The following is a 17,988-nucleotide window of genomic DNA, read 5'->3' as shown; positions in this document are numbered from 1 at the left end:
CGCTTTTTCCTTTGGCCACGGCGGGCAGGTCCACGACGACATGCCGTGGACCTACAACCGCAACGCACGACGCGACGCCATGCACCCCGACGCACGGGGCAAAAACCGCGCGCTATATCGGCTGCTTCTTCATCAACAGCTTCAGTAGGACCGGCAGCAGCAACAGCACCAGCGGCAGCTGCACGATCAGCCCGGAAATGATCGCAACCGCGAGCGGCTGCTGCATCGCCGAGCCTTGCCCGAGCGCGAACGCCAGCGGCAGCAATGCGAGGATCGCGGCGATCGTCGTCATTGCAATCGGGCGCAGGCGATTGCGGCCGGCGCTTCGCAACGCCTCGTCGAACGGCATCTCCTCGTCGCGCACCAGCGCCTGCAACTCCGACACATAGAAGATCGCCACTTCGGTGACGATGCCGATGATCATCGTCATCCCCATCATTGCCGAGATGTTCAGCTCGATGCCGGTGACCCACAGGCCGATGAACACCGCGCCCGCCGCCAGCAATGGCATCGCCAGCACCGCCAGCGCGACGCGGAACCGCTCGTACAGAAACAGCAGCAAGCCGAACACCAGCGCGATCGCGGCGCCGAACACGGTCAGCAAGCCCTTGAAGGCGATCTGCTGTTGCTGATACAAGCCGCCCAGTTCGTAGTAGACGCCTGTTGGCAGCAGGGTTCCGTCGCCGAGCGCCTTCTGCACGTCGGCGATGGTGGAGCCGAGATCGCGCCCATCGATCCGCGCGGTCACCGCCACCATCCGCTTCAGGTTGTCGCGGCTGATCTCCGGCTGGCCCGTCACCGTCACCTGGTCGGCGACGCGATTGAGCGCGAACAGATGACCATCCGGCGCGCGGATCTGTAACTGGCCCAGTTGCGTATCCGTCAGCTTCAGCGCGCCGTCCACCCGCACGCGCACGCCGATCGTTTTCGGTCCGCTCTGGAACTGGGTCGCCACATTGCCTTCGACCATGTCGGACACGGCCTGCGCGATGGTTTGCGGGTCCATGCCCTCGGCGGCCGCCGCCGCGGGCAGGATGTGCAGTTCGAGCGCGTCGCCGGCCGGGTTGATGCCGTCGTTCACATCCACCACGCCCTGAATCTTGCCGATCCGCGCGGCCACCTTGCGCGCGGTGGCGTCGAGCGTGTTCGCGTCGTCGGAAAAGATCTTGATCTGCACCGGTTGCGGCACCGCGGTCAGATCGCCGATCAGGTCCTCCATCAGCTGCGCGAGTTCGACATTGACGCCGGGCACCTGCGCCTCGACCTGCGAGCGGATTTCTTCCATTACCGTGTCGATCGGCTCGCGCCGCCCGGACTTCAGCCGCACGAAGAAGTCGCCCTTGTTGGGTTCGTTCAGATCGCCGCCAAGACCCGCGCCGGTGCGGCGCGAATAGGTCGACACATTCGGATCCGCGCGGATGATGCGCTCGATCTGCTTCATCAGCCGGTCGGTCTCGGTCACCGAGGTGCCCGGTTCGGTGTGGTAGTCGAGCACGAAGCCGCCTTCGTCCATGCTCGGCATGAAGCCGCTGCCCACCCGGGTGAACGCGAACGCGGCCACCGCGATCAGCGGCACGACGCCGAGCAGCACGAGCACCGGCTTCGTGGTGACGCGCTCGACCAACGTCCCGTAACGCCGGTTCAGCCATGCGGCGAAGCGGGTGTCCGCGTGCTCCTCGGCGTCTTTCGGTTTGAGCCAGCGGTCGCACAGGATCGGCACCGCGAGCCACGTGACGAGAAACGAAATGAACAGCGCGCTGGCCATCGTCACCGAGAGCGCCTTGAAAAACGCGCCCGTCACGCCCGACAGAAACGCGAGCGGCACGAAGATGATCAGCGTGGCCGCCGAGGAGCCGGCCAGCGGCCGTGTGAATTCGAGCGCGGCCGCCATCACGCGGCCGTGAAACGCGTGCGCGCCGGCTTCGCGCATGCGCCGCACGATGTGCTCGATCATCACGATCGCGTCGTCGATCACGAGGCCGACCGCGGCCGCCATGCCGCCGAGCGTCATGATGTTAAATCCCATGCCGAACACGTCGAGCAGCAGGATCGTCGCGGCCATCACCACCGGCACCAGCGCGACGGCGATCGCGGTGATCTTCCAGTTGCGCAGGAATACGAACAGTGTGAGCGCCGCCAGCACCACGCCGATCATGATCGCGTCGCGCACGCTGGTGGCCGACGCGATCACCAGTTCGCTCTGGTCGTACCAGTTCGACAGATGCACGCCCGGCGGCATCTGTCGCTGGAAGTCGGCCAGTTTCACGCGGATCGCCTTGGCCATCGCGACGCTGTTCGCGCCGGGCTGCTGGTAGACATTGAGCAGCACGGCATCCTGGCCGTCGGCGGTGACGCGCATCCATTGCGGCACGACGCCCTGGCGAACCGTCGCGACATCGCCCAGACGGATCTGCGTCGCGCCGTTGGCGGACACCACCACGTTGCGCAATTCGTCGAGCTGCGTGATGGTGGTGTTGGTGATCACGAGGTACAGCTTGTCGTGGTCCTCGATGCGGCCGTTGGCCATCAGCACGTTGTGCGCGCCGATCGCCTTCGACACGTCGCCGAGCGACAGCTTGTACGCGGCGAGTCGCGCGGGGTCGACCGCGACTTCGAATTCGTCCTGCGCGCCGCCGGTCACGTCGACCCGCGCGACGCCCTCCACCGACGACAGCAAGGGCCGCATCTGGAACTGCGCGAGATCGTGCAGCGCGGATAGCGACTGCTGCGTCGACGTGAGGCTGTACGCGAGCACCGGAAACACCGTCGGGTCCATGCGCCGCACCTGCATCGAGGTGCCCGGCGGCAGCGTCGCGAGAATCTCGCTGATGGCCGACTGCGCTTGCAACGTGGCTTGCGCCATGTCGGTGCCCCAGTCGAAGTTCAGCGAGATTTCCGCCGCGCCGCGGCTCGTCCTCGACTCCACGTCGCGCACGTTCGGCACGCGGCGCAGCGCCTCTTCGACCGGCATCGTGACGAGCGTGGCCATCTGTTCAGCGGGGCGATCGCCCGCGTCGAGCGAAACCACCGCGCGCGGAAACGCGACGTTCGGGAACAGCGAGATCGGCAGGCGGAACGCGGTCAGTGCGCCCGCGATCGCGAGCAGCGCGATCACGAACAGCAGCGAGCGGCGATGCGCCTGCATCCATTGACCGAAGTTCATCGCGGCGCGCCTCCGGTGGTCCGCACCGCCATGCCGTCCTTCAGTTCATAGTTGCCACTGATCACGAGCCTCTGGGCGGCGTCGAGCGGACCGTCCACGCCATAACGGTCGCCGTTCTCGATCCGGATGCTCACGGCGACGCGGCGCGCCTTGTTCTGCGGCGTGATCTGGAATACGTAGGCGCCGTTGTCGTCCTTCAACACGGCCACGCGCGGCACGACCCAATGCGTGCCGCTGTGAGTCGCAATGTCGGCGCTCACGCGCGTGCCCGGAATGAACGCGCTCTGGCCGAGCGGCACGTTCGCGCCGACGTCCACCAACTGGCTCTGCTGATTGACTGCCGCGCCGACCAGCACCACGCGTCCATTGACCGGCGTGTTCGCGAGCGCGGTCGACAGGCCGCGCAGCGTGACGCTGTCGCCCGCGTGAATGGCGGCCGCGTCCGACGGTTCGACGCCGAGCACGACGTTGGCGCGCGCGTCCTTTGTATCGCCGCCGGCCAGTTGCAGGATCGCCGCGCCAGCCTGCACCTGATCGCCCTGAGCCGCCGACAGTTGCAGCACCACGCCGTCGAGCGGCGCGGTCACCACCTTGTTGCCGCTCGCGACGCCGGTCTGATTCTGCGCGGCGAGGGCTTGCTGCGCGTCGTCGGCGGCCTTGCGGGCGCTCGCGAGTTGCGACTGCGTGGCGAGCCCCTTGTCGTATAGCGACTGCGTGCGCGCCAGTTCGCCTTGCGCGAGTGTCACGGCGCTCTTCGCCTGGCTTGCGGCGAGCACGGCGGCGGGATCGGCCTGCACGACGAAGAGCGGCGTGCCGCGCGCGACGGTCTGTCCGGACTGCACGCGCATCTGCACGATGCGCGCGACGTAGGGCAGATTGATGGTCGTGAGATTGGCTGCGGACGCGGCGACGATGCCGAAGCCGCGCACCGGTTGCGCGATCTCGGCGCGCTGCACGCGTACTGTCTCGACGGATACGACGGGCTGGCTGGCGGTTTCGTCAGCCGAGCTAGTGGCGGCGCTGGCCGTGCCGGCGGCATGAGTCACGCTCACGGCATGGAGCGTCACGCACAGCAGCGCGGCGCAGCCGAGCGCGGTCGCCACGGCGGCGACGCGTGGCCGCGAGGTTGGAAGCGGGCTATTTCGCATGAGTATCGATGAAGGTCTGAGCGGAAGTGAAAGCGTCGGGAATCGTGCTGCCCAGCAGCGCCTGCAAGCCGACGCGCTGTTCGGCGAGCGACTCGCGCAGCGTCGCCACGTCCACGCGTTTGACGAGCGCGGCGCTTTGCGCGTCGGTGTACGCGCCGAGCGCGAGGTTGTGTTCGGCGTAGGCCGCGGCCGCATGCTGGGCGGCGACGTCGACATCGGGCAGCGCGGCTTCGGTCTGCTGCAATTGCCGCGTGAGGATCAGCTGGTCCGCGCGCATCTGGGCGACATCCGCGTAGGCCTGGTTCAGGCGCGTCTGGTATTCGTCGCGCAGCCGCTGGCGGGTGGTTTTTTCGATTGCGACATTGCCCTGGTTGCGATTGAAGATCGGCAGGCTCAGGTTGATCTGGAAGCCGCTGGTGTAGATGTTCGAGGTGTCGCGCGCGCGCACGAAACCCACCGACAGGCTCGGAAACTGGCTCAGAATCGCCGCGCGATATTTCTGCTCCTGTGCTTCGTAGCCCGCCTGCAACGCGATCAGATCGGGGCGGCGTTGCGCGAGATTCGCGAGCGCGGTGTCGAGCGTGGGGTCGGTCAGCGGTGCGAGGTCTTCGTTGCCGCTCAGTTGCAACTGGACTTCGGGCGCGAGGCCGAGCAACGCGTTCAGATCGTGATGCGTCTGCTGCGCGGCGCGTTCGGCATCCGTGGATTGCTTGCGCGCGTCGCTGTAAGCGGTGAGCGCGGCGCTCAGCGTGTCGTCGGTGAGGTTGCCGTCGCGGCGCGCTTCGGCCATCCGTTCGTAGCGCGTGCGCGCGAGATCGCGCTGTTGTTGCAGCAACGGCAGCGTGTCCTGCTGAAAACGCGTCTTGATGAACAACTGCCGTGCCTGCGCGACCACCTGCCATTCCTGCCAGAGCAGGCCGAGATCGGTCTTCGCGACGCTCGCGTCGGCGGACTGCTGGTTCGCGCTGCGCAGCACGATCGCCATCACGTCGATGCTCAGGCCATAATTGAACGCGCGCGTGGCGCCGGCGGCGCCGGGGTAATCGCTCGACACGCTCAGTTGCGGGTCGGGCAGCAACCCCGCCGAGTAGGCCTGCGCGCGGGCGATGCCGAGATCGTCGCGGGCCAGCTTGAGCTCGGGATTGTTGGCCACCGCGAGCATCGCGACTTCGTCGATGTCGAGCCCGTCGGACGGATCGAAACGATGCGCGGCCAGTTCGGGCAGCGGCATGCGCGACGCGTCGATCTGGATGCGTTCGAGCGAATGAGCGGAAGTGGACGTGTCGCGCGGCGCGAGCGGCTCGCGCTGATACCAGGTGCAGCCGCCCAGCAGCAGCGCGCCCACGGTCACCAGCGCGCGCAGCCGTGGCGAGCGGCGGGCGGCCTCTGAAGCGCGCGTTGGCGCGGGCGCGCACGCTTCGCAAAGCGTTCGGAAAGCCGCCGCGGCGGCATCGAAAACGGGCAAAATCCGGCTCCTGAATCAAGAGGAAGAATTGCTGCACCGCGAGCGGATGCGGCGAAGTGGGGCGAGTTTGCGGAGGAAGCGCTTAAGTCACGCTTAAGTTCGCTTTCAGCAGGCGGTCGGGATCGCTGGCGATCCCTTGAGCGTCAGGTAGCCGTCAGGCCGCCTTAAGGAAGCCATAAGCAAGCGTTAAGCTAGCGGCCCGGACAATGTGCGGTCCAAACTGGACGGAGAAGAGGGCATGCGCCTGTTACTGGTCGAAGACGACGAGATGATTGCGGAAACCGTGCTGGGCGCGATGCGCCGCTCCGGCTACGCGATCGATTGGGCCGCCGACGGCCGCGCGGCCGAGCTGTCGCTGGGTAACGGCGTGTACGATCTCGTGCTGCTCGATCTCGGCTTGCCGAAGAAGGACGGCATCGAAGTGCTCAACGCGTACCGCAAGAACGGCGGCGCCGCGCCGGTCATCATTCTGACCGCGCGCGACGCCGTCGACGAACGGATTCGTGGTCTCGACGCCGGCGCCGACGACTACCTGATCAAGCCATTCGATCTCGACGAACTGGCCGCGCGCGTGCGCGCGCTGCTGCGCCGGCGCACCGGCCAGAAGCAGCCGGTGTACGCGCACGGCGAACTCACGCTCGATCCCGCCGCGCACGAAGTCACCAAGGACGGCGCGCCCCTGCCGCTCGTGCCGCGCGAGTTCGCGCTGCTGCAGGCGCTGATCGAAGAGCCCACGCGCGTGTTCACCAAGGCCGAGCTCGAAGAGAAGCTGTACGGCTGGGGGGAGGAAGTGGGCAGCAACACGATCGAGGTCCACGTGCACAGCTTGCGGCGCAAGATCGGCGCGGAGCAGGTGGTGACCGTGCGCGGCGTGGGCTACCGTCTGAAGAGGTGCTGATGACGTCGATTCGCCGCTGGCTGCTGGGCTGGCTGATCTTCGGCATGGCGGCGGCGGCGGCCGTGGCAGGGTTCGGCATCTTCCACACGGCGCGCGAGGAAGCCAGCGAGCTGTTCGACTATGAACTGCGCACGGTCGCGTTGTCGATGCCGTCGAACCTGACCGGCGTGGGCGACGGCGAACATCGCGACCCCGACCTCGGCGACCTTGCCGACGACCGCATCGTCATCGGCATCTGGGACCGCGGCGGCGAGCTGATCTATCACTCGGTGCATGCGCCGGTGCTGGCGCGCTTGCCGGAAGGCTTCAACACGGTCGAGCGCGGCGACTATCACTGGCGCACATTCGGGGTGGACCAGAAAGACCGTTATGTGCAGGTGGCGCAACCCGTCTCGGTGCGCGAGGACCTCGCGCTGAAGCTGGCGCTGCACACGCTGTGGCCGCTGGCCCTGCTGGTGCCGGTGACGATCGTGCTGGTGCTGCTGGTGGTCGCGCGCGGGCTTGGGCCGATCGGCGGCCTGTCGCGCGCACTGTCGACCCGCTCGATCGACTCGCTCGAGCCGCTGCGCCTGGACGGCAGCGTGCCGGTCGAAATCAAGCCGCTGGTGCAGGCGCTGAACGATCTGCTGCAACGGCTGCACACGGCCTCGCAGGCGCAGCGCACGTTCATCGCCGATGCCGCGCACGAACTGCGCTCGCCGCTCGCCGCGCTGAAGCTGCAACTGCAGGCGGCCTCGCGCGACGGCTCGCTGAAGGGCGAGGGGCAGACGCTCGAGCGCGTCGAGGGGCGCGTGAACCGGATCATTCACCTGGTGCAGCAGTTGTTGACGCTGGCGCGCGAAGACGCACATCCGGTCACGTCGATGGTGCCGGTGAGTCTACGGCGGATCGGCGAGCAGGCGGTCGGCGATCTGTCGCTGCTGGCGGAGACGAAGGAGATCGATCTCGGCCTCGAATGCGAAGGCGCGCGCACGCCCAGCGACGCCTACATGGTGCTGGCCGAACCCCATGGGATGAGCGTTCTGTTAGGAAATCTGATCAATAATTCGATCCGGCATACGCCGCGCGGCGGTCGCGTCGACGTGATCCTCAAGCGCGCCGGCGAGCGGGTCGCATTCGAGGTCGTCGATAGCGGCTCGGGCATCCCGGAGGCCGAAATGGAGCGCGTGTTCGACCGCTTCTATCGCGGCGAGGACGCGCGCGGCGAGGGCAGCGGGCTCGGGCTCGCAATCGTGTCGCGGATCGCCGAGCGGCATCAGCTTGGACTGTCGCTGCGCGATAACGAGGGGCGGCCCGGCTTGTGCGTCGCGGTGTCCGGTTTGCAGGCGCTCGCTGCCGAGGTGCCCGTGCCGGTTAGAACCTGAGGCCGTGGCGGGCAGGTTTGCGCGGGATGCAGGCTGTGCGGAGGCACAAGGGATTTGTCTGCGGATTATCCAGCGTGCACGCGCGGCGCAGCGGGCGGGAACACCGTCTGCCGGCCCGCGCGGCGCGCAGTTGCAGCGCGTGCGAAACCGGGTTCGCAGCGTTGTCATGAGCGCGTTTCCACACGCTGCTACAATCCTGTCTTTCTCGACCGATTGTGCGCTATGGGTTTCGAACAACTCGCTGAACTGAAGAAGCAACTGGCCGCTGCACGCGCCGAAGCTGCGCCTGCCGCCAAGTCCGGTGCCAGACCGGCATCCAAGTCTGCTTCAAAGCCTGCATCCAAGGCTGGTTCCAGGCCGGGCGCGAAGCCTGCCCGCAACAATGCCGCGCCGCGCCGCGATGAGCCGGCGGCCGCCGCGCAAGGCCGGCCGGCGCCGGATGCCAGGCCGGTGGACCCGGTCGTCAAGTCGATCGGACGGCTGCAGAAGCGCTTTCCGATCGCGTTTCCGAAGAATCCCGCGCCGAAGCTGCCGTTGAAGATCGGCATCTTCGAAGACCTCGTTGCGCACGCGAAGGAGCTGTCGCTGAGCGAAGCCGAACTGCGCGACGCGATCAAGACGTGGTGCCGTGGCAGCCGCTACTGGAAGTGTCTCGTCGAAGGCGCGGCGCGGGTCGATGTGACGGGCGCCGAGGCAGGCAAGGTCACCGCGCAGGAAGCGGCGGGCGCGCAGCGCCTGCAAGCGCACCGCGCGAGCAAGGGCGCGCCGAAAGCGCCGGTAGTGGCAACGGATGCGCCGGCGGCCGAAGCGGCAGCGGATGCGCCGGCGGCGGCCGAAGCACCGATGGCAGCGGCTGATGCAGCCGACGCACGGGAGCTTTCGACAATCGCGCCGGACGAATCCGCCAGCAAGCCTCAGGCCAGTTCGACGGAACCGTCCGCAAACAGCGCAGCGGTGGCGGAACCGGCAGCTTCGCCGGTCACTCCGTCAGCCTGACTTCCCCGCCACCCCGCTACGGGGTGCCGCTTTGCCGCTCCGCAGCCGTCAGCCGGCTGCGCACGAAGCCGACGTGTTCGCGCAGCACGTAGAACGCGTCGGCATAAGCGAGCGGCATGCGCAGCCCATTCAACGACGCCTCGATCTCATCCAGTTGCGCCAAGAGCTGCTTGCGCTCTTCGCCGGTGGAATGGGCGAGCGCGTCGCGTTCGATCGCAATCAGCGAACCGTAGTAACGATAGATCCGCGAACGTATCCGCCAGCGATATAGCGCGGGAATCAGGCGCATGGTCGGAAACAGCAGCACGGCCACGGGCAGCAACAGCACGAGCGTACGGTCGCCGATGCTCGCCAGCCAGAACGGCAGTGTGCGGTAGAGAAAACTCTTGCCGGACTTGTAGTAGCGCTGCGCGTCCTCACTGATCTGATATTCGTGAGCCACCGGATTCGGAAACTGCCCCGCGTGCTGCAACAGACCCGGCATCCCGTGCACTTCCTGCGCCGCTTCGATCAGCAGATCGGAGATCGCCGGATGCAGGTTGGTGCGCGCGACCAGTTCGACCGTGGGGCTGATCAGATGCACCGTTTCGGGCGGAATCCTGTGCTTCAGATCCAGCACGCCGGGCGGCAGGTCGATCCGGTCCAGATACGGAAAGAGGCGCGTATAGGCGCTCGCCTCCTCGAAATTGATCACCGAGATGCCGGGTACCCTGAGCAGACGGAGCATCAGACCACGCGTGGCCGAGTCGCCGCTCAGAATCGCCGCATCCACCTCGCCCGCGACCAGTTGGGTCGCGGCCTGCAGGCCGTCGCTCGGCATCAGCACCGTATTGCCGCCCGGCTCGATGCCGTTCGCGTCCAGCAGCTTGAGCGCGAGCCGGCGCGTGCCGCTGCCTTCGCGGCCAATGGCGATCCGCCTGCCCTCCAGTTGTGAAAGCTGGGTCACGCCCGTGCCCCGATAAAACACCACCACCGGCACATAGAAAACGCTGCCGAGCGACATCAGCGACGAGGTGTCGAGTCCGTCGGTTAGACCGCCTTGAACCAGCGCAATATCGACGTGCTGCTTCGGGTCCAGCAGACGCTGCAGATTCTGCTCCGACCCGTCGGACTCCAGCACGTTCAGCCGGATGCCGTTGCGCGCGAGGATTTTCCGGTACTGATTCGCGGTAATGAGAAACGAGCTGTCGCGCGGGCCGGCGCTCATCGTGATGGTTTTCGGCGGCGCCGGATCGACCATCCATACGAGCAGCGTGAGCACCAGCACCACCAGCATGGCCACGGTGACATAAGGCAGTGTGTGATCGCGCCATTCGGCATGCGTGGGGCCGGCGGGGAATTGCGGAGGACGCTGACGCTGCGCTTTCATGGGGACTCCGTGCCGCAAGCCGGGATGCTGCATTGTCTACTGTACGCGGCGAGTCTGCCGTCGGCAGTTTGCTCTATTGACCCGGCAGGGCGAAGTAATCGCTGCGCCGCGTGGTGGGTCCATGTGTCGCAGCACCCGCATCCATTTGACTGGCATGCGTGAATGGGCGTGGCATAATCCGCCACAGCTTCTCATCGCATCGACGGGCGCATCTTGAGTCGTTTCCAACGGAAGATCGGCAGTTGGCTAGGATTGTTCGCGATCCTGATGGCCACGCTCGCGCCGACGATTTCGCATACGCTCGCCGCGCGCGCGGATCACGACGCGATGTCGGAAGAGCATTGCTCGATGGCGTCGATGGACGAGATGTCATCAATGCCGGACGAAGCACCGCAGACACCCGCCGCGCCCGACAATTCCGCCGGCAAGCATGCCCAGATGTCCGACGGCGACGCCTGCGGCTATTGCAGCCTGCTGGCCCATCTGCCCGCCATGCCGAGCGTCGAGGCGCTATTTCTCGTCGCCGTCCGGGCCCGCGAGCACGCCGTCGCGACCCGCTTCGAGAGCGTGCGCCGCGTCGAACCGCTCACCTTCGCGCAGCCCCGCGCGCCACCATTTGCATCCTGATTCGTGTCATCGGGGCGCGACGCGTTGAACCGCATCGCGCCAGCCGCCGCGTGCGCATTCGAGCGTACGTGCCGGTATCGTCACGACCTATCAAACAGGATGAACCATGCCAACCTCATCAACGCGCGGCGGCCGGCCGCTGCGCGCAGCGCCGCTCGCCGCCGCCGCGAGCCTCGTGCTCTGTACCCCGTCGCTCGTCAGTGCGCACGCGATTGCGGGCGACCGTGTCTTCCCGGCGACGATGGCGGTCGACGACCCCGGCGTCGGCGACGAAGCCAACTTCGAGTACGGCCATCAGCGCGTACCCGGCGATGACGGCGACCAGAGCATCAACACCTTCAGCTTCGAATACGACAAGCTGATCACGCCGCGCCTCGCGGTGTCCGTCGACGGCAGCTACGTGATGCAGAACAATCCGAGCGCGCGCGGCTTCGACAATTTCGGCGTCGGCCTGAAGTATCTGCTGTACGTCAACGACACGCACGAATTCATGACCTCGATCGGCGTGAGCGCGGAACTCGGCGGCACCGGCAGCCGCGCCATCGCCGATAACTTTTCGGCAATCTCGTCGACCGTGTACGTCGGCAAGGGCATGGGCGATCTGCCGGACTCGCTCGCTTATCTGCGGCCCGTTGCGATCACCGCCGAAGCGGGCCCCGCGCTGACCACCGGCGCGGGTCAACCGAACGCGTTCAACTACGGCTTCACGGTGCAATACAGCCTGCCGTATCTGCAGCAGCACGTGCACGACGCCGGTCTGCCGCAGCCGTTCGCGAACCTGATTCCGCTGGTGGAGATTCCGCTATCGAGGAGTCAGGGGCAAACGACCGGTACGGTCAATCCGGGCTTCATCTGGATCAATCGCTATGGGCAGTTCGGTGTCGAGGCGCAAATACCGATTAATCGTGCGAGCGGCTCGCACGTCGGCATTCTGGTGCAGGCGCATATTTTCTTCGACGATGTTGCCCCGACCACGCTCGGCAAACCGCTGTTTCCGTAAAGCAGGAGAGAGATGATGAACAACGTGCTGGACAGATCTGAAAGCGTGGGCTTGCGCGTGGCCGCGAAACTGACGGCGCTTGCCGCCGGTCTCGTGCTCGCGAGTGCCGCCTTCGCCCATGTGTTTCCACAGAAGCAGGAGCCGGGCGCGGGCAAGACGGTGGCGTCGCCTCCGCAAGTGCGCGTGATCTTCGACGGGCCGCTCGAACCGGCCTTTAGTTCGCTGATGGTGACCGACGCGAGCGGCAAACAGGTCACCACGCAAAAGGCCTCGGTCGATCCGCATGAGCCCACCACGATGACCCTGCCGTTGCCGTCGCTCGCGGCCGGTCACTATACGGTGCATTGGGTGGCTGTGGCTTCGGACGGGCACCGCACGCATGGCGATTACGGATTTGATGTGAAGTAGCGTGAGACCGTAAGGGGGTTGTGTGGACCGCTCGCCGAAGTGTGGGCCTGATCAAGGAGGGCGGTTTGCAGCGGTGCCTGATCGAACGGCACCGCGGTGCTCTTGCAAACAGGTGGCGTGGCCGAGAATTTATTTATAGATCTGCATACCTTATCGATTGAACAGAACAGCATTTCACACGGCACTGTTACGCTGCTGAGACGCCTGCTGATATCGAAGAGTTGCTGTTCAAGGGCGAGGTTACCGTCAGCTACGAAACGGTCCACCACTGCTCCGGGCTGAAAACGCTCACGCGAAAGCCGGGTTCGCCGTCGCTGCCTGGACGCCGCGGTGCGACGACTGCCGCGAGCCCGGCCGCGGGCTGCAGATAGCGGGCCGGCCCATACCCGACGAGCGCTAACTGGATAGTCGCGGCAGGCGTTCTTTGCTGATCAAGGTCAGGCGCTGAATCTCACGCCCCATTCTGCCGAGATAAGCTTGCGTTGCAACGCGTTGCACTTCCAGTTGGGTCACATCCTTGCGTACCTGACGCTCCCGGGCGGTCATGGATCTCGCCTGCTCCGATTCTTCCCGCAGATTTTCGCGCAAACGCTCGAACTCGGCTTCCGATTGGGCAACAAGCCGCGCCAGACGTCTGTTGTCCGCTTCGAGCTGAACGCGGCGTGCCACTCTTGCGGCCAGACGCTTCACCTGCTGCTCGAAGGTGTGAAAAGCGCTTTCGGCGGAGGCGAGGTCGATGGTCTTCAGCGCGCGGGATAGCGCGGTATCTTGATGGAGCGTGACATAGTACGTCAGCTCGTCCTCGTGAAAGAACAGGTTGGCTGAATAGTCAAAACACCGAAGCAGCTGGAAGGAAGTGAGCGCCTTCATCTCGATCAGTTGCCTGATTGCCGATATGTCCCCCGATTCGACGTTCCGGCTTTTGCTGTCTGGCGTGACGCTGACTGGAGACGGGGGAACTACGGCTCGGGCGGGTTCGACTGTCGACGGCTGTGCGGAAAGAGAGGCGGTTTCGCCGTCTTCTGGCCTGGGTGGCTCTGTTCGCGTGGGAGAGCCGTCGTCGTCGTGTGCGACCGCCAAGCTTTCCGGCGAATTATGGTCAAGCCATGTGCTATATAGTTCCAGGATACTTTTCATGACATTTCTTTAAGGCGGGGTCCCGCGACGGTGCGCCACCGCTATTGCCACCTTCTCGCTTGACGCTGTCGCCGCCGCCGTCCACAGGGACGTGTTGGTCTTCCTCGCGCGCTGCGTTCAGTGCAGCGGTCGCGTCAAGGTCAGACGTGTCCGTTGCACGCAACCCATGCGCAGGTGATATGGGACGGGATTTGACCCGTTCTTTCCAGAACGACGAAAGCAATCGCCAGCGCAACGACAACAAGCGACACTACGGACAGGATGCGTTTCAGGCGTGACCGTTGCCGGACGGGCTCGACCCTCCCTTCCGCGGAAGGCGCCGTCATTTGCTGCGCGGCCGCGGGTTGCGCGCGGAGTGCTTCGACATCCTTGATCAGTTCCGACAACACCCGCAGCTTCTTGCCCAAAACCGCTCGTTCGAGATGGACACGCTTTAGCTCGGTCTCAAGCTCGCTAGCGTGCGACTCCAGCGAGGTCGCATTGTCTTTCAGCCGTGAGAGCATGGATAGAACGTCGTCTGCTGTTTCGGTCGACGAATGGGGATCGCGGTTCCAGCCTCCAGCGAGCGGGGCCATGTATTTCACCTCGTATGGGCTGCTCATTCCTCACTCGGCATGATGAAGTTGCCGGCGAGTTGCCGGAGGATGCGCCATGAGGCGACTGGCGGAAAACCGGTTCTGATCTTGCCCAACATTACAGATCACAGTCTGATCTCTCGGAGAAAAACGTTCAGATTCACGTGCGACACGCCCATGTTTTGCAAGGGCGGCACTCATTCGGTTGCGACGGTCATTGGAGCGACATGGCTTGTTTCCCGTCAAGGACCGCGGTGAATTGTATGCAGGCAGGAGATTCTTCACCATAAGACAAGTCTCAGTCGCGAAGACTCTGTGTTTGACGGCCAGGGCAATCTATTCAAACGCGGCTTTGTTCAAAAGAAGTCCGGGTTTCCCTAAAGCGGCACCTCCGGCTCGAAACTCGGATTTTGACACGTCACGCACACTCACATCGCGTTTCCGAACTCGTTCTATTGAGCGATCGAACTCCCGGGACCACAATTCGCCAGCATTAAGTTGTTGAGTCAGGTCAGCCGCAATTCGACCGCAGGAATATTGGCTTGTATCGAAGCCGCAGTGCTGAGTCAGGGAGCCGCGCAGTCCGGCGTTGAGTGGAAGCGAGTCTGGCATCGAGTTAGATGCGCGACGGAACGAGTTTTCGCGAGCGTCCAATACGATTGCCCGCAATTAACCGTCGAAGGAATAGGTCTCCAATCTTGGGCGTATCGCGAAATGAAAATGCGCGGGAGTTGGGCGAGTTGTTGGTCCGATTGGCGGACGTTCTACTGATAGGTTCGACCGCCATTGCTACATCACTTCTGCTATCCGACGATGTCAGGGAGCTGGTTGTGAGGGGCGCGCTGGTTGCCTTCTCGATCGTTTTCAGTCTCATCCTGTTCCCGCTGTTTGGTGTCTATCGTTCGTGGCGAGGTCGTTCGAAACCGCGCATGGCAAGTTATCTCGGGTTTGCATGGGCGGCCGCCCAGCTCTGTGCACTCGCAGCGATGTTCGCATTTCGCCTGACCATGTCCGTCTCGCGGATGTGGTGGCTGTGCTGGGTTATCGGCGCAGCGGTTGCCCTGATGGTCTTTCGACTGACCGTGCATGCTGTACTGGGGAAGTTGCGTCAGGCCGGACACGACTTGCGTGAAGTAGCGGTAGTTGGCGCGGGCCGACATTGTGCTCGACTGGTCCGCAAGATTGCTGAGCTGCCGGACTCCGGATTTCGCGCGGTTGCGATTTTCAACACGCAACCGCTTGAGCAATCAATTCACGATGATTTGCCGGACTATCGAGATCTCGCAACTTTCGCAGAGCGCGTTCGCAAGACAGATGTGCGTGAAGTATGGGTGGCATTGCCGATGTCCGAGGAGTCCACGCTGCTGCGAATCCTTGAAGAATTCAAGGGCGACCTTGTCAATGTGCGCTTTATCCCGGACGTGCGCAGCCTCGCGATGTTCGGAGGCCAGATGACCGATCTGCTGGGAGCGCCCGCGATCAATTTGATGGCGTCCCCGATCTCGTCGTTCGACCTCTTGCGGAAAGCGATTTTTGACCGGCTGTTTGCAGCAATTGCGCTGGTTGCATTGGTACCTCTTCTGGTTGTGATTGCCGTGGCAGTCAAGCTCTCCTCGGAGGGGCCGGTACTGTTCACTCAGCGGCGCAAGGGCGTGGACGGCAAGGTATTTCGGATATTCAAGTTTCGCACGATGCGTGCGCAGGTCGCGCAGGCCGGCGTGGTGCGCCAGGCGGCGAGAAAAGATCCGCGAGTGACGCGTGTGGGGAGTTTTTTGCGCCGCACGAGTCTGGACGAGTTACCGCAGTTCCTGAATGTTTTGCGCGGCGAGATGTCGGTTGTCGGGCCACGTCCACATGCTCTTGAGCACGACGATCAGTATCAGAAAAGCGTTGCCGGTTATATCCATCGCTATCGCGTCAAACCGGGTATCACCGGGTGGGCACAGATCAACGGCTTCCGGGGCGAGACAGATCAGATCGAGAAGATGCAGTGCCGGGTTGAGCACGATCTGTACTACATGAAGAACTGGTCGTTCGGATTGGATATGCGCATCGTCATTGCGACGGTGACGAAGGGTATGGTTCACCGGAATGCGTATTGATCGATGGGCTGGGGGATGGAAAGGAGCTCGCTCCTGGTCAATGACTCGGTCTACTAACGTAAATTGACAAATAGGCATTAAACAGGCGTCGCTCGCCAGTGCATTGAACGAGGCGTGCGACACGACGAATTCGGGAACAGGTTGAACAGGATGTTAGCAGCGGTTTTTGTGCGGACGGTCGGTCGTCTGGGGTTTCTGGTAGTAGCGTCGGTCATGCTGCTGTCCGCATGCGCGGTCGCGCCCGGCATGCGTATGAATGAGCATCCGAACTTACCGGTAGCGGAAGGAGGGGGGCGGGAGCCGTCTGACGCGCTTGCCGTGCCCATCAGTGATATCAACCTTGCATTGATTCAGGAGATGCGCAAGGAGGCCGCGGCACGAAGTGTGGCCGATGGATCAATGCTGTTTTCGGCTCCCGAGCCCTATACGCTTGGCGTGGGCGACGTATTGAGCATCACCGTCTGGGATCACCCGGAGCTTGCTGCGGCGCAAGGCGCGCAAAGCCAGCCTCAAATGCGGCCAGCCGACGCGCCGGCCGGTTTCATTATCGACCAGACTGGCTCCATCTCATTTCCGTATGCGGGCGTGCTGCACGCGGCCGGCCTTCGACCTGACGAGTTGCAGGCCAACCTTGCACGCAGGCTGGCACGCGTATATCAGAACCCTCAGATAACGATACGTATCGCATCGTTTCGGTCCAGGAAGGTGTACGTCGACGGGGAGGTGCACACACCAGGTGTGCAGCCGATCAACGATATTCCCATGACGCTCTATGAAGCCATTACACGCGCCGGGGGCTTCACACCGGCCGCGGACCAGAGTCGGATGGTGCTGACTCGCAAGCACGTGAGGTATCAGGTTGATTTGCCGGAACTGCTCGATCGCGGGCTGGATCCGTCAAGAATCGTCCTGAAGGACGGTGATCTGTTGCGCGTCACGCCGCGTGACGAAAACGGCGTATTCGTGATGGGCGAGCTCACCCGCCCCGTTACCGCAGTGCCGCAAAGCACAGGAAAGCTGACATTGAGCGACGCACTATCACAGGCTGGCAGTGTGAACGCCACGACCGCTAACGCATCGCAAATGTATGTAATACGTGGCGATGGAGAGCGGACACCGAGGGTTTATCACCTCGACGGAAGTTCGCCAGTATCGATGGTGCTTGCGAACCAGTTCGAACTGCAGCCGAAAGATATCGTGTATGTGGATAGCACCGGCCTCGCACGTTTCAGTCGCGTGCTGAGTCAACTGCTGCCCTTGGTTAATGCAGGTCTGACGGGTGCTGTCGTCGCCAAATGATCGACCGCATTCTCGTCGTCTGTGAGGGGAATATCTGCCGTAGTCCGATGGCGGCAGCCCTGCTTGCGAAAGCCTTGCCCAAGGTCGGTGTGACCTCTGCGGGCACGCATGCCCCAGTTGACCGCGGTGCGGACCCGGCAGCGATCGAACTGATGAAGCAGCGCAGCCTCGACATCGGGGAGCATGTGACGACGCCTTTGACTGCGGCTCATCTACGTGAGGCCCAGTTGGTCCTGACGATGACAGCGACCCAGCGTGAAAGGATAAAAGCCCTGTACTCGTTCGCCAGGGGAAAGGTATATCGCCTTGCCGAACATGACCATCTCGACATCGTCGACCCGTATCGACGCGGTTCTTTCTTTTTCGAACTAGCGCTGGCGCAGATTGAGCAAGGTGTTTCGCACTGGCTCCCTATCGTCCAGCGACTTTCTTAGTGA

General features: G+C 64.0%; 15 protein-coding genes. 9 read left to right on the top strand and 6 right to left on the bottom strand.

Annotated features, from left to right (window positions below; translation table 11 throughout):
* Positions 1-112 precede the first annotated feature (112 nt).
* Genes PQR02_RS24775 through PQR02_RS24765 form a run of 3 tightly spaced genes read right to left on the bottom strand, consistent with a single transcriptional unit; the run spans position 113 to position 5,776 of the window.
* Positions 113-3,163, bottom strand: coding sequence for an efflux RND transporter permease subunit (locus PQR02_RS24775; RefSeq protein WP_408237249.1), 3,051 nt, complete (start codon positions 3,161-3,163; stop codon positions 113-115).
* A complete protein-coding gene (locus PQR02_RS24770) occupies positions 3,160-4,311 on the bottom strand; it encodes an efflux RND transporter periplasmic adaptor subunit (protein ID WP_408237246.1) in 1,152 nt (383 codons plus the stop codon). The genes PQR02_RS24775 and PQR02_RS24770 overlap by 4 nt, the downstream gene beginning before the upstream one ends.
* Positions 4,301-5,776: a TolC family protein gene (locus tag PQR02_RS24765; protein WP_408237243.1), complete on the bottom strand. Its 1,476-nt coding sequence runs from the start codon at positions 5,774-5,776 to the stop codon at positions 4,301-4,303. Before PQR02_RS24765 ends, PQR02_RS24770 begins: the two co-directional genes overlap by 11 nt.
* Positions 5,777-6,014: 238 nt before the next feature.
* Here PQR02_RS24765 and PQR02_RS24760 point away from each other — a divergent pair, with 238 nt between their 5' ends.
* The 3 genes from PQR02_RS24760 to PQR02_RS24750 all read left to right on the top strand — a co-directional run bounded on the left by PQR02_RS24760 (position 6,015) and on the right by PQR02_RS24750 (position 9,034).
* On the top strand, positions 6,015-6,674 hold the full coding sequence (locus PQR02_RS24760; protein WP_408237240.1) for a response regulator: 660 nt from the start codon (positions 6,015-6,017) through the stop codon (positions 6,672-6,674).
* Positions 6,674-8,038: a sensor histidine kinase gene (locus PQR02_RS24755; RefSeq protein ID WP_408237237.1), complete on the top strand. Its 1,365-nt coding sequence runs from the start codon at positions 6,674-6,676 to the stop codon at positions 8,036-8,038. The genes PQR02_RS24760 and PQR02_RS24755 overlap by 1 nt, the downstream gene beginning before the upstream one ends.
* Positions 8,039-8,260: 222 nt before the next feature.
* The gene (locus PQR02_RS24750) at positions 8,261-9,034 is read left to right on the top strand and encodes a ProQ/FinO family protein (RefSeq protein ID WP_408237234.1); all 774 of its coding nucleotides are present in this window, start codon (positions 8,261-8,263) and stop codon (positions 9,032-9,034) included.
* 16 nt (positions 9,035-9,050) lie between these two features.
* Here the strand turns inward: PQR02_RS24750 and PQR02_RS24745 are convergent, their stop codons facing one another.
* Positions 9,051-10,403, bottom strand: a complete 1,353-nt coding sequence (locus tag PQR02_RS24745; protein WP_408237231.1) for a TAXI family TRAP transporter solute-binding subunit — start codon at positions 10,401-10,403, stop codon at positions 9,051-9,053.
* A gap of 210 nt (positions 10,404-10,613) precedes the next feature.
* Between PQR02_RS24745 and PQR02_RS24740 the strand changes: the two genes are divergently transcribed.
* The 3 genes from PQR02_RS24740 to PQR02_RS24730 all read left to right on the top strand — a co-directional run bounded on the left by PQR02_RS24740 (position 10,614) and on the right by PQR02_RS24730 (position 12,438).
* Complete coding sequence (locus PQR02_RS24740; protein WP_408237324.1) at positions 10,614-11,030, top strand: DUF2946 domain-containing protein; 417 nt, start codon at positions 10,614-10,616, stop codon at positions 11,028-11,030.
* A gap of 106 nt (positions 11,031-11,136) precedes the next feature.
* Positions 11,137-12,030 (top strand): hypothetical protein, encoded by an 894-nt coding sequence (locus tag PQR02_RS24735; protein ID WP_408237228.1) that lies wholly within the window; start codon positions 11,137-11,139, stop codon positions 12,028-12,030.
* A gap of 15 nt (positions 12,031-12,045) precedes the next feature.
* Positions 12,046-12,438, top strand: a complete 393-nt coding sequence (locus tag PQR02_RS24730; RefSeq protein ID WP_408237225.1) for a copper resistance CopC family protein — start codon at positions 12,046-12,048, stop codon at positions 12,436-12,438.
* A 396-nt stretch (positions 12,439-12,834) separates the two neighbouring features.
* Here the strand turns inward: PQR02_RS24730 and PQR02_RS24725 are convergent, their stop codons facing one another.
* Both PQR02_RS24725 and PQR02_RS24720 read right to left on the bottom strand, forming a co-directional pair.
* A complete protein-coding gene (locus PQR02_RS24725) occupies positions 12,835-13,575 on the bottom strand; it encodes a DUF2968 domain-containing protein (RefSeq protein ID WP_408237222.1) in 741 nt (246 codons plus the stop codon).
* Positions 13,576-13,715: 140 nt separating this feature from the next.
* Positions 13,716-14,177 carry a hypothetical protein gene (locus PQR02_RS24720; protein ID WP_408237219.1) on the bottom strand — a complete coding sequence of 154 codons (462 nt, stop codon included), beginning with the start codon at positions 14,175-14,177 and terminating at the stop codon, positions 13,716-13,718.
* Positions 14,178-14,848: 671 nt separating this feature from the next.
* Here PQR02_RS24720 and PQR02_RS24715 point away from each other — a divergent pair.
* The 3 genes from PQR02_RS24715 to PQR02_RS24705 all read left to right on the top strand — a co-directional run bounded on the left by PQR02_RS24715 (position 14,849) and on the right by PQR02_RS24705 (position 17,985).
* The gene (locus PQR02_RS24715; RefSeq protein ID WP_408237216.1) at positions 14,849-16,252 is read left to right on the top strand and encodes an undecaprenyl-phosphate glucose phosphotransferase; all 1,404 of its coding nucleotides are present in this window, start codon (positions 14,849-14,851) and stop codon (positions 16,250-16,252) included.
* A gap of 213 nt (positions 16,253-16,465) precedes the next feature.
* Complete coding sequence (locus PQR02_RS24710) at positions 16,466-17,551, top strand: polysaccharide biosynthesis/export family protein (RefSeq protein WP_459252052.1); 1,086 nt, start codon at positions 16,466-16,468, stop codon at positions 17,549-17,551.
* A complete protein-coding gene (locus PQR02_RS24705; protein ID WP_408237210.1) occupies positions 17,548-17,985 on the top strand; it encodes an arsenate reductase/protein-tyrosine-phosphatase family protein in 438 nt (145 codons plus the stop codon). The genes PQR02_RS24710 and PQR02_RS24705 overlap by 4 nt, the downstream gene beginning before the upstream one ends.
* The last annotated feature ends 3 nt before the right edge of the window (positions 17,986-17,988 follow it).

It is taken from the genome of Paraburkholderia sediminicola, assembly GCF_046026895.1.
Taxonomy (GTDB): Bacteria; Pseudomonadota; Gammaproteobacteria; order Burkholderiales; family Burkholderiaceae; genus Paraburkholderia; species Paraburkholderia sediminicola_C.
This window is presented reverse-complemented; position numbering and strand designations above follow the sequence as displayed.